This is a genomic window from Litorimonas taeanensis, from assembly GCF_003634015.1.
Classification (GTDB): Bacteria; Pseudomonadota; Alphaproteobacteria; order Caulobacterales; family Maricaulaceae; genus Litorimonas; species Litorimonas taeanensis.
On the sequence record NZ_RBII01000001.1, the window covers coordinates 108340 to 120377 of the forward strand.

The window sequence follows — 12038 nt, forward strand, 5'->3', positions numbered from 1 at the left end:
GACAGGGATGCAACAGAGCTTAACAATCGGAACGCGTGGTTCTCCACTGGCGTTATATCAGGCCTATTTGGTGCAACGCCTATTGGTTGAGAAAACGGGTATGACACCCGACCAATTCCCAGTGAAAATTCTCAAGACCTCAGGAGATCGCCTGAAAGGCCATTTGAGCGCATTTGGTGGTAAAGGGCTTTTCACGAAAGAACTCGAAGAAGCATTGGTTACGGGTGAAATTGACCTAGCGGTCCATTCTATGAAGGATGTTCCCACCGTTGGACAGGACAGTTTAGAAATTACAGCGATTTTGGAACGTGAAGATCCCAGAGATGCTTTCATTTCTAAAAAATACGAACGTCTTGCAGATCTCCCCAAAGGGGCTTTAGTCGGAACTGCCTCTATCCGCCGGCGAGCGCAGCTCTCTGCTATGCGGCCTGATATCAAATTTGACCTTCTGCGCGGGAATGTTGGAACGCGTCTACAAAAATTGAGTGATGGCGTTTGTGATGCAACTTTCCTTGCTTGCGCTGGGCTCAAGCGCCTCGAACAAGAGCATGAGATCACAGAAATTATAGACACGGATCGTATGTTGCCCGCACCAGCGCAAGGCGCGATTGGTATTGAGACCCGTAAAGCGGATACCTCGGCAACAGCGCTGATTAAGCCTCTAAACTGTAAGGCCACTGAATTGGCGATTACTGCCGAGCGGGCGTTCCTTCGGGCTTTGGATGGCTCTTGCCGCACGCCTATCGCCGCATTGGCTGTTTGGGACGGAGAGACAATGGTCTTTAAAGGCGAGGTCATTGCAAAAGATGGTTCCGCGAGATTTTCAAACGCCGATCAAATGCCTTTATCCTCAACAATAGAGGCTTATGATTTCGGCTATCGTTTGGGCGAAGCTGTGAAACAAGCGGCAGGCCCTCATATAGACTGGGATGAATAAGTTTCAAAATATGCCGCCCACTATATGGGTTAGTCAGAGTTTGCCGCGCGCTGAAACTACGGCCAGCCAATTTAGGCTTATAGGGGTGGAGCCTGTGATCGCCCCAGCATTGAAAATAGAAACATTGCCAGATGAAAGAGAGCTGCCGCCATCGGGCACTGTTCTTATTTTCACTTCACGTCACGGCGTGTCAGCTTTTTCGGGCAAACATGATGCGCGTGAATTTGAAGTTGTTTGTGTTGGTGATGCAACGGCCTCGCTTGCAAGAGAAAAAGGTTTCTACAAAGTCAGCTCAGCGCAGGGCGATGCCAAAGATGTCATTGCATGGATAAAGAAAACAGTCCCTGACTCGACATATATTATGCATTGCACAGGCCCTCATGCGGGGCGTTCTATTATCGAGTCACTGCGTCAGCTTGGGTACAAGGCTGATTGGAAGGATTATTATATTTCTAAACCGCACTCAAATTTGCCGTTAAAGGCAGGTGGGTTTGATTATATTACGGTCTATTCCCCTATGGCGGCCAGAGTGATTTCCGCGCATCTTGGGTCAAGCCCAATAGCAGGAACGACGATACTGTCCATTAGTGAGACAACAGACACTGCACTTGGGCGTATAGGCACTGAGCGGCGGTTAGTAGCCAAAGCCCCAAATCAAGATGCGATGGAAGAGGCGCTTCGGCTTGATTTGCAGATTAGAAAAGGCCTAAGCTAGATTATGGATGAACGTGATTTAAATGACGATGACGGGATTGAAGTCGAGGTAGAAGTTGAACCCCATACGGAGCACGACTCGGATAGTATAGAAGAGCCGCCTTCCAAAAAAGGTTTGGGAATTATTCCTGTTACATTGCTTTTTGCTCTCGCGACTATTTTAGGGGCGCTTGGCGGGGCGTATGGCGCGCAATATTTTACCCCTAAACCAGATATATCGGCGACTGATACGAAAATAAACCGCACCATTGCCGACGCCGAAGATAGGTTAAATAACCAGATAGAGGGAATACAGTCTGAACTGGGTACGTTAAGGGCTGAAACCTTACAATTGCAAGCTAACCAAAACGCTGTATCTCTGCCAGATGAAAGCCAAATCACCTCTCTCTTGATACGAGTTGAAGCGTTAGAAAACAGTCCGCAACCTCGCTTGCCTGAAATTGACGAGGCGACTTTAGTGGCCCTTCAGCAAGCTCAGAAGGATGGTTTTTCTTGGCCAGATGTTTCGGAGCTCAAAGCTCGTCTAGGTGCTTTGGAAAGCGAAAAAGAGACGCTACAGGGCCAAGTTGAAACTTTGGCAAATAGCTTAATCACTTTATCCGAAAACCCGGCTCCAGTGACAGCGGAACCCGTATATATCGTGACGGATACATCCTTCCCGAAACAGGCTTTGCTTGATGCCGTTTTTAAACAAAATGAAGAAAAAGGTTTTTTATCTAAAGCGTTGAGCAAGCATATACAGGTTAGAGGGCCAAATGACCCCGTGGCATTAATTGAGACCATAGAGACGGCTTTGGCGCGTGATGATCTTAGGGCTGCTTTACGGGCTTTTGACGCACTACCAGAAAATATCCGCTCTGTTGGGCAAAACTGGCGCGAGGCAGTGGCCCGTGCCAGAAATGAGTAATCTAAACTTTGAAGCGATATGCACTAATAACCTTGATGTGCCGCTTTTTGAAATGAGACAGATACAATGACAAAATATGTAATGGCTTTTTTGATTTGCCTCGCCGCTCTCGCAGGGTTGATGCTTTATGTGGGAGATGATGCCACACTGACTTTGACCTCTTCTGCACAGAGTGGGGTTTTAATGATGAATCCGATTGTTTTGACTTGGCAAGCGGTGATTGTCTTGGGCACTGTGGGCGTTGTTTCTTTGATTTTGATTTGGTCTTTAATTTCTTGGCTTTGGCGCCTCCCGTCTCGTATTCGATCTGGTGTTGGTTTGCGCCGTCGGAATCAAGCCTTGGATGCAATGGAAGAGGCGCTTTTGGCGGGCGCAGATGGTGATGCCAGTAAAGCCAGAAAGAAGGCGGAACGGGCGCGGACACTTATCGGGTCAGAAGACCTAGGTCGAATTGTGAGCGCGCAATCGGCTGAAGCCTGCGGCGATAATACAGAAGCGGCGTCGCATTACACAGCCATGTTAACGTCAGAGAAAACTCGCTCTACAGGACAGCATGGTTTGGCGCGAACATTAATGGCCTGCGGCGATATTCACGGCGCGATAGAGCACGCGCAAGAAGCTTATGACTCCAATAAAAATGCACGCTGGGCTTTTGATATATTGTTCCAAGCGCAATTGGCTGATTATAATTGGGGACAAGCCTTGGAGGTTTTGGACCAAGGTGAGAAACGAAAGCATATTAGCAAAGATGTCGCCCGCCGTCGCCGAGCAGTATTATTAGCCGCGGAGGCTGACCGTATTGTTGAATCAGGTCAAAGCAAGCTCGCAACTGAATTGGCTGTTAAAGCCTCGACTACGACGCCTGAGTTTTCACCTGCTGTGGCTTTATCCGCAAAATTGTTGAAAATAGCTGGTGAGTCCAAAAAGGCGATTAACTTAATAGAGAAGGCTTGGGCAAAAAAACCTCATCCTGCCTTATCACTAGCGCTTTATGATCTGATAGAAGGGGAATCGAAACGCACACGCGGTAAACGTATCGATGCTCTTGTTCGGACAAACCCTAATCATAAAGAGTCTCATATGTTGCAGGCAGAAGAGAAACTGAGGGACGAAGACTATGTGGCTGCACTTTCGGTATTAGCGCCTTATTTAACATTAGATTCAGAAGAGGCCGCGCCCTCTGCTCGGTTATGTCAATTAGCAGGGCAAATTGAGGAAAAGCTTGGCAATATGTCGGATGCGCGCCTTTGGTATGAACGCTCCGCCACGGCGCCTTTGGAACCTGATTGGTCAGACCTTGACCCTGAAGGAGAGGCTTTTGATTATAGCGATGCGGATTGGCGCCGTCTTGCTTTTAGCTTTGGCGATACAGGTGAACTCATTCATCCGCGTTATGAAACAGGGGCCTCACGCCGCCGTGCGGGTTTATTAGAAGAGCATAGTTCTCAGGATGAAACCGAAGAGGATGTCATTCGCGATTTTGAAGATATTCAAAACACGGACAGGACAGAAATAGACGTTGAGGAAGAGGTCGTTTTATCAGATGAAATAGTCAGTAAAGATGATCTATCCGCACGTTTGGATAGCCTGTTGGATAAACCCAAATGAAATTAAGTGACATTAAGGGGCGTCATTGATTGGCGCATTAGGCGTTAAATCAATTGATCGGGTAAATTCATTAAAGCCACTGGCCTCATTGATCTTATCTATTGTATCAGGGGCATTTTTGTACTGGGCGGTCATGGCTTTATGGTCTCTTATGAGAGCTTGTACGTCGCCTAGCACGATACGGGAGCGGATAAGGCGTATCCAGCCTTCTTCATTGTCAGGAGCCTCTGAGAGCCTAGCGGCTAACCCATCAACCATGGCAAGAATATCGGATTGCGTGACTTCTGCCGGAGATTGAGTGACGGGCGTTGAGGGACGGGTCTGTGGTTGAACAGGCGTTCCGAGGAGAGCATACAGGCTGAGTGATGCTCCTATAAAACCTAGCATAAATAATGATACCGTGAGGGAGTTTTTACCGCCTTTAAGAAATGGCGTTACCAAGAACAGGGCAACGGCAAGGGCGATAATTATGGGGAGAATCCAAATCATTTAATCGAGGTTTCTTCTTTATCAGTAGTCTGACTCCGTTTTTTTGAACCGGATATAAAAAACCAGGTGAGTCCAACAATCAGAATTAAAAAGGGAAGCCCCCACAGGGGGTAGGTGTTTCTTTGTACGGGCGGTTTTAAGAGAACATAATCCCCATAAGTCTCGCGCATAAAGGCGATGACATCCGCGTTACTGTCGCCAGCTATCAAACGCTTTTTGACGAGTTTTCGCATGTCTTGGGCCAAAGGTGCATCCGATTCATCTATGGATTGATTTTGGCAAACCACACACCGAAGCGACTGGCCAATCTCTCTGGCACGGGCATCAAGTTCTGCCCCGTTTACTTGGGAAAAAGCAGAGGGGCCTAAGAGGAAAAAGGCGACGAAGAGGCATGAAAAGAATGACCGCATTATTCTGCCTGTAAGGATTCGATGAGCGGTTTCAAAACAGTTTCCCAATCCTTCTCTGTTATATCTCCCGAATGTTTATAGCGAATGCGGCCTTGTTTGTCCGTTATGAAAGTCTCAGGGGCCGCAGTAACACCTAGAGAAATGGCTAGAGTGCTGTCAGGGTCGAAAATTATAGAATCATAGGGATTCCCTTGGCGCGCTAGCCAAGTAATGGCTTTGTCTCGTTCGTCGCGCCAATTATGCCCGATTAGCCGAACCGTTTCAGTCTCTGCAATATTCATTAAAACGGGATGCTCTACTATGCACGTCACACACCAAGAGCCAAACACGTTAATCAAGCTGACTTGATTTTGAATATCGCTTTTAGAGTGCTGAGTTTCAGGTTCATATAGGGTAGGTAGGGAAAATTCAGGGAATGGCTGATCAATCAGCATATCTTCCATTCGCCGTGGGTCATTAGTTAAGCCAATCGCGAGCGCTATAGCAATGACGCCAAAAACAATCAGAGGGATAAGGCCGCGCATTATGATGAAGCCACTTCTTTGTGAGAAGGGGTGCGCAATCCCAGTAAGGATAAGAAGCCTGCGAGAGCCATCAAGAGCGCGCCCAACCAAATCCATGTCACCGCTGGGTGGTAATTGGCTCTCACAATATAACCGTCTTCAGGGTTGCCCTCGCCAAGGGCAGCAAAAACGGTCGAGAAAGGCGCAAAATGAAATCCAGCTTCTGTCGTTATCATGTCACGCACGGGGTAAAATCTTTGCTCTGTTTGGAGGGTATCAACGAGTTTTCCACGCTTCTTTACGGAAACTTCACCGCGTCGGAACCCGTAATTTTGATTTTGTCCTGTTTTGATTGAGTTAAGTGTGAAGCTATAGCCAGCGACGTTTAATGTTTCATTGGGTTTAATGCGCCCTATGGTGTCATCAGCCCAAACGCTCATGATGACGGCACCTGCTGTTAAAACCGCCATGCCAAGGTGAGCTGTGAAAAACGCATATAAATTATATTTTGCGGGACGAGCGAGTTGCCCAATAGGGCGACGTTTTAAAAACGCTTTTATGGCGCCATAGGCCAAATAAGCCGCGAGGGTTAAGCCTAAGCCGCCGAGAACAGAATTCCCAAACATAGCGGCGAATGTGATAATAATGACGGCGCCTATCAGGCTGATAATGGCAAAACGTTTGAGGGTCTTTAGACTATCCCCTTGCCATTTTAACAAAGGCGCGGCGCCCATAAACACGATAAGAACAGACATAATGGGGGCAAATGTCAGGTCAAAATATGGGGCCCCAACACTGATTTTATCGCCAGTGAAAGCATCCATAATCAGAGGATAAAATGTGCCAAGAAATACTGTTGCCGTTGCGGTGGCCAATAGAAGATTGTTCAGCACAAGGCCACCTTCGCGTGAGAGGCGGTCAAACTCTGCCCGTCTTACAAGTGTCTTTGACCGCAGGGCATAAAGGCCTAAAGCCCCGCCTGTAGACAATAAAAGTAGCGCTAGAATGTAGACACCGCGTTCAGGATCTACTGCAAAGGCGTGGACACTGACTAATACGCCAGACCGGACAACGAAGGTTCCAACAAGGCTTAGGGAAAAAGCCGTGATGGCGAGCAAGACCGTCCAATGGGCTAGGTTTTGTTTTCGTTCCATCACAAGGATTGAATGCAAAAGCGCCGTCCCGATGAGCCAAGGCATGAAAGAGACATTTTCAACGGGGTCCCACATCCACCAGCCGCCCCAGCCCAATTCATAATAGGCCCAAAGCGAACCCATGGCGATTCCAAGCGTTAAGAAGCTCCATGACAGAAGAGACCAAGGTTTAAGGGCGCGTGCCCAATCTCTATCAATCTTTCCAGAGATGAGCGCTGCAACAGCCATTGAGAAGGCCAATGAATACCCTACATACCCCATGTAAAGTAGTGGTGGATGTATGGCGAGGCCAGGGTCCTGGAGGAGAGGGTTTAGACCATTGCCATCTATGGGCGCCGGAAAGATTCGCTCGAACGGATTAGACGTAAAAAGAATAAAGCTGATAAAGCCCACGCCTAATAGACCTTGTATGGCTAGGGTACGGGCCCGCAAAACAGGCGGTAAGCGTTTAGAAAAGACAGAAAACAAAAACCCATAGAGGCCTAGCATGACCATCCAAAGCAATATTGACCCTTCATGATTTCCCCATACGCCTGAAATTTTATAAATTAACGGTTTTAAACTGTGGGAATGTGATGCTGCGAGTTTAACGGAGAAATCTGATGAGAGAAATGAATAGGTCAGAGCCGTAAAACAGGCGATAAGCAAATAGAACTGAACCCGCGCGGCGTAATCGCCGAATGACATAAAGTCAGATTTATTGTTTGCTGCACCGTAAAGCGGAATCATACATTGCGCGATAGCTGTGAACAACGCGGCAATAAGACAAAAATGACCGATTTCTGCAATCATGCGGGTTTATAACCCTTTCGTCGCCGAAAGCTATTGCGACACTTTCGGCATTAAAGGGTGGGTTAACCTGCGGCGTTATAAAGCAGGGGAATTACATACCCTTTCACCCACATTAAAATGAGGAATAAAAGAAGAAAGGCGATATCAAATCCGCCCATTGACGGGATGAGACGGCGGAGAGGATTGAGTAAGGGTTCAACAATAGATCGGCAAAGCTGGAAAATCTGACCCATAACAGGATTGCGTAAATTCACGACATTAAAGGCAATCAACCAGCTGAAAATCATGTAAACAATTAAGATAAACTGGAGGATTCCGACGGCAGGACTTAAAAAATAGGCAATAATGGATTGTAATGGACTCATGATAATCTCTTCTAGTCGCTGGGTTTAGGGTGTGCGTCTCACCTGATATCGATATGTGTGGAGAATGACCTTAGAATTGCCGTGTGCTTAAGAACTACAAAGGTGGCTTTTTACGACGGCTCCAGCCTTGCCCATATCAACACGTCCCGCAAAATCCGTCTTTAGTTGGGCCATAATTTTACCCATATCTTTCAAGCAGGTTGCGCCGCTGTCTTCGACTATCTTCGCTATGGCGTCTTTAAGTTCTGCTTCTGATAAAGGTTGCGGCATGAACTCACGTACGATTTCAATTTCGGTGCGTTCACGTTCAGCAAGTTCAGGGCGGCCATTATCATCATATGTTTTCGCGCTTTCTTGGCGCTGCTTGACCATTTTTGCTAGAATAGACAATATTTCAGCATCTGAGATGCCTTCGCAACGATCTTCAGCGCGCGCGGCAATATCCCGGTCTTTTACAGCTGCATTGACTAAACGCAGCGTTGAGACTCTGACCGAATCTTTCGCGCGCATCGCGTCTTTGGTGTTTTCTGATAATGTATCCCGTAAAGGGGTGGCTGGCACAGGCATAAAAATTTTCACGTAGCGACCCGCATGGCAGGCCCTTTAAAGCTCAAACACTGTTAGGCAGTATATCCTAACGCAGGCTAGTATATAGGCTTCCTGCGTTCTGCCAAGGTGTGAAACAGAGCCGAATGACAGTTGCGCACAGCTCTACTCACCGAAATGCAGTGTTAGGTTGAAATAAGTAATTCTCGCTTGAAAAATAGACTACTATCCTTAAAAGCCTGCAAAGTTTGGCTTGTTCGCAGGCCCGTTTTGAACAGAGGCAAGGAAATCGCGTCATGGCTGAGAAATTCACCTCCAAAGTAACGGCGGTTTTAGTCTTTGAAACGGGTGATACATTTTATGGCCAAGGTATTGGTGCACAGGGCGCAGCAGTCGGTGAGGTTTGTTTCAACACTGCAATAACAGGCTATCAAGAAATTCTGACAGACCCGTCTTATGCGTCTCAAATTGTATGCTTCACATTTCCCCACATCGGAAATACTGGTACGACAAATGAGGATGAAGAAGCGACTACTGAAGCCGCTAAAGTGGCTGCACGCGGCGCAATATTTAAGGCCGCGGTTACGCCAGCCTCTAATTGGCGTTCTGAAGGTGAACTCGGCGAGTGGCTTGAGGCCCGTAACATAATCGGTATTTCTGGTGTTGATACACGCGCGATCACAAGCTTTATTCGTGATAAAGGCATGCCCAAGGGCGTAATTGCCCACAATGTCGACGGAAAGTTCGATATTCCAGCGCTCGTAAGTCAGGCCAAAGATTGGGCAGGGCTTGTCGGAGCTGACCTTGCGCAAGACATGGATCAAGACACACCCTTTGATTGGCGTGAGGCCCGTTGGGTTTGGCCCAAGGGGCATGAGGATAAAGAAGGCGTCAAAAAGGTTGTTCTTATTGATTACGGCGTGAAACGAAACATTCTAAGAAATCTCGTCAGTGTCGGTCTTAGCGTAACAGTAGTGCCAGGAAAAACGCCAGCAAAGGATATTCTTGCGATGAAACCAGACGGGGTTGTGTTATCCAATGGCCCGGGAGACCCTGCGGCAACCGGAAAATACGCTGTGCCGATAATTAAAGCGCTTGTTGAGGCAGACATGCCAATGCTGGGTATTTGCCTTGGACATCAAATGCTAGCCGAAGCGCTCGGCGGAAAAACCATCAAAATGGAACAAGGGCATCATGGAGCAAATCATCCTGTGAAAGATCATACAACAGGAAAAGTAGAAATTGTGTCCATGAATCACGGTTTTGCTGTCGACAGTAAGAGCTTACCGGATTCTCTCGAAGAAACGCATGTCAGCCTGTTTGATGGTTCAAATTGCGGTATTCGGTTGAAAGGAAAACCAGTGTTTTCTGTACAACACCACCCTGAAGCCAGCCCGGGCCCGCAGGATAGTTTCTATTTATTCGAAAGATTTGCTGACGCGCTGGGCTAAGCCAATATAGCGCTATTGCAAATTCACTTCGCCGTTTTCGATTAGGCTCGCCGCGGCGGCCAAAATCGCATCCTTTGATGGGCGTGGTATGACACCCGTCATTGAAGTAACGTAAGCGTAATCAGCTTCGTGAAAAATCCCTAAATCAGGTAAGATGCCTTTCACGCGATCATCAAATAGGGAGATGATACGCACTAGGATATTCGGGAATTCCCCCTTGGGAAGTTTCTCGGCCGTTGGATAAGCCTCTTTGAGAACATTTGCGATTCCCGCTAGCCAGTAGGTTTGTCCTGCCGCCATTAAACGTCGTCCGCCGGCTTTGTCTGCGGTCATCGCCGCAACATGTATGGATGCACAATCCCGTATATCTATGATTGGGTAAGCGATTTTGGGCGCGCGGGGGAAATCACCCTCAAACATGGCTTTGATCAATCCCATTGATGCGCCGCCATTCTGATAGGGGTCGGGCCCCAAAACAATGCCCGGGCAGACGGTTGTTAATTGGTCGGTGAGGTCTTGAGCTTTTGTGTAGGCCCAAGCTGAAAGTTCTGCTCTGGTTTTCGAAACAGGATAAGCCGTTAAAGGTTTCCATTCTGGATCAGACCAATCACTTTCAGTGACAATCATTTTTTTTGACCGTCCGGGCTGTCCCATCATGGACACGAGAGAAGAGGTCATAACGATGCGCTCTACACCGGCTGAGAAACCATGTTCTAAGACGCGCTGCGCCCCTGCGCGGGCGGCAGGGACAAGAGCTTCTCTGTCGCTTGGAGCTTCAAGCGGAAAAGGAGAGGCAATGTGCTGTATGAAGCGGCAGCCTTTCGTTGCTTCGGCCCAGCCTTTATCTTGTTCAAGGTCGGCTTCAACGAGGCTAAGCTTTGAAATATCAGACCCCGCCTCTTCTAAAGCATCTACAATACGTTGACCTTTGACCTTGTTGCGTACTGACCCACGTACGGCGTAACCTTTTTCTAAAAGTTTAGCTGCGACATGGGAGCCGATATAGCCGGAAATGCCGGTAACAAGTACGGTGTCTGTCATTGGGGGAGCTTTCGACTAAAGGAATTAAAGACAAGCAGGCCTATAGAGATATCTTGTTGGGACAGCTTTGATTATAGACTTCTATAGCTTCTGGCATCCATTCGTTAAAATCATGTACACGTGTTTCAGGGCTTGGGTGTGTACTTTGAAATTCTGGCGGTGTTGCACCAGCCTCTGCGCCCATGCGCTCCCAAAGACGCGGCGCTTCTCGGGGGTCATAACAGGCCCGGGACATCAGGATAAGTCCAATATAATCGGCTTCGGATTCGTGTGAGCGTGAAAAAGGTAAAGCATATCCATATTGGCTAATCCCGCCAAAGACGCCCATAACAGCCCTTTGTGCGCTATAATCCATGCCGCCGGCACCGAGCGAGACACCTGCGCCGACAATGCGCTGCATGTTTTGCTGTGCCATACGTTCTGCGCCGTGATGCGCCAGCGCATGACCAATTTCATGGCCCATGACAACGGCTAGACCATTTTCGTTTTCGGCAATCGGTATCAGTCCCGTATAAACAGCCGTGTAGCCGCCCGGCAGAGCAAAGGCGTTGGCTTGGGGGCTGTCAATTACGTTAAAAGCCCAATCAAAGCCAGGGTCTTCATTGCTTGCGGCACGGGCAAGACGAACGCCTATTTCACGTGTCGCGTCTACGATAGGGCCTGATGTAATCAAATTCTCACGATTATCGGCAAGTATTTGTTGATAGGATTGAAGGCCGAGCTGTATTTCTTGCTCAGGTTCCATCGTGCGGAGCTGTTTGCGTCCTGTAAAAGGCACTGTCTCTTGATTGGCAAAATAATAAATTGCCGCGCCAATCGCAAAGAGGACCATGATTTGCCAACGAAAGCCGCCGCCGCGACGCCGGGCGCCCCCTAATTGTGTTCGATAGACCATTCTGTATCCCTCCGAATTCATTCACACTACTAAATTTTTATCTGAAATCTAGTAGGCAATAGCGGCCAATGGTGGACGACAAAGAGCTTGCGGTTGACCTTTACAAATTCTGTTAAGAATAAATGGATTACCCTAGCTTTTCTTGGGCAGAATACTTGCACCTTCACTCGCATTTCTCTATGGGAAGACAATTTGGCTTTTGGGGCCAGATTCTTGAAGTTTTAAT

General features: G+C 48.0%; 13 protein-coding genes. 5 read left to right on the plus strand and 8 right to left on the minus strand.

Annotated elements, in window-relative coordinates; genetic code table 11:
- Nucleotides 1–7: 7 nt before the first annotated feature.
- From hemC to DES40_RS00490, 4 genes are all read left to right on the plus strand, one after another.
- The gene (gene hemC, locus DES40_RS00475; protein ID WP_121098621.1) at nt 8–937 is read left to right on the plus strand and encodes a hydroxymethylbilane synthase; all 930 of its coding nucleotides are present in this window, start codon (nt 8–10) and stop codon (nt 935–937) included.
- Nucleotides 930–1652: a uroporphyrinogen-III synthase gene (locus DES40_RS00480; protein WP_121098622.1), complete on the plus strand. Its 723-nt coding sequence runs from the start codon at nt 930–932 to the stop codon at nt 1650–1652. Before hemC ends, DES40_RS00480 begins: the two co-directional genes overlap by 8 nt.
- A gap of 3 nt (nt 1653–1655) precedes the next feature.
- Entirely contained in the window at nt 1656–2558 is a 903-nt protein-coding gene (locus tag DES40_RS00485) for a hypothetical protein (protein ID WP_121098623.1), read from the plus strand.
- Nucleotides 2559–2624: 66 nt separating this feature from the next.
- Entirely contained in the window at nt 2625–4166 is a 1542-nt protein-coding gene (locus tag DES40_RS00490) for a heme biosynthesis protein HemY (RefSeq protein WP_121098624.1), read from the plus strand.
- Between the two features lie 12 nt (nt 4167–4178).
- On the opposite strand, the gene DES40_RS00495 is transcribed toward DES40_RS00490, so the two are convergent.
- The 6 genes from DES40_RS00495 to DES40_RS00520 all read right to left on the minus strand — a co-directional run bounded on the left by DES40_RS00495 (nt 4179) and on the right by DES40_RS00520 (nt 8458).
- The gene (locus tag DES40_RS00495) at nt 4179–4655 is read right to left on the minus strand and encodes a hypothetical protein (protein ID WP_121098625.1); all 477 of its coding nucleotides are present in this window, start codon (nt 4653–4655) and stop codon (nt 4179–4181) included.
- Nucleotides 4652–5065: a cytochrome c-type biogenesis protein gene (locus DES40_RS00500; protein WP_121098626.1), complete on the minus strand. Its 414-nt coding sequence runs from the start codon at nt 5063–5065 to the stop codon at nt 4652–4654. The genes DES40_RS00495 and DES40_RS00500 overlap by 4 nt, the downstream gene beginning before the upstream one ends.
- Nucleotides 5065–5589, minus strand: coding sequence for a DsbE family thiol:disulfide interchange protein (locus tag DES40_RS00505; protein ID WP_170144817.1), 525 nt, complete (start codon nt 5587–5589; stop codon nt 5065–5067). The genes DES40_RS00500 and DES40_RS00505 overlap by 1 nt, the downstream gene beginning before the upstream one ends.
- On the minus strand, nt 5589–7514 hold the full coding sequence (locus DES40_RS00510) for a heme lyase CcmF/NrfE family subunit (RefSeq protein ID WP_121098628.1): 1926 nt from the start codon (nt 7512–7514) through the stop codon (nt 5589–5591). The genes DES40_RS00505 and DES40_RS00510 overlap by 1 nt, the downstream gene beginning before the upstream one ends.
- Before the next feature lie 62 nt (nt 7515–7576).
- Entirely contained in the window at nt 7577–7879 is a 303-nt protein-coding gene (locus DES40_RS00515; protein ID WP_121098629.1) for a YggT family protein, read from the minus strand.
- Nucleotides 7880–7966: 87 nt separating this feature from the next.
- Nucleotides 7967–8458, minus strand: a complete 492-nt coding sequence (locus DES40_RS00520; protein WP_233345313.1) for a GatB/YqeY domain-containing protein — start codon at nt 8456–8458, stop codon at nt 7967–7969.
- Between the two features lie 263 nt (nt 8459–8721).
- On the opposite strand from DES40_RS00520, the gene carA reads away from it, so the two are divergent.
- Complete coding sequence (gene carA, locus DES40_RS00525; protein ID WP_121098631.1) at nt 8722–9876, plus strand: glutamine-hydrolyzing carbamoyl-phosphate synthase small subunit; 1155 nt, start codon at nt 8722–8724, stop codon at nt 9874–9876.
- 12 nt (nt 9877–9888) lie between these two features.
- On the opposite strand, the gene DES40_RS00530 is transcribed toward carA, so the two are convergent.
- Complete coding sequence (locus DES40_RS00530) at nt 9889–10917, minus strand: NAD-dependent epimerase/dehydratase family protein (RefSeq protein WP_121098632.1); 1029 nt, start codon at nt 10915–10917, stop codon at nt 9889–9891.
- A 40-nt stretch (nt 10918–10957) separates the two neighbouring features.
- Nucleotides 10958–11812, minus strand: a complete 855-nt coding sequence (locus tag DES40_RS00535) for a M48 family metallopeptidase (protein ID WP_121098633.1) — start codon at nt 11810–11812, stop codon at nt 10958–10960.
- Between the last annotated feature and the right edge of the window lie 226 nt (nt 11813–12038).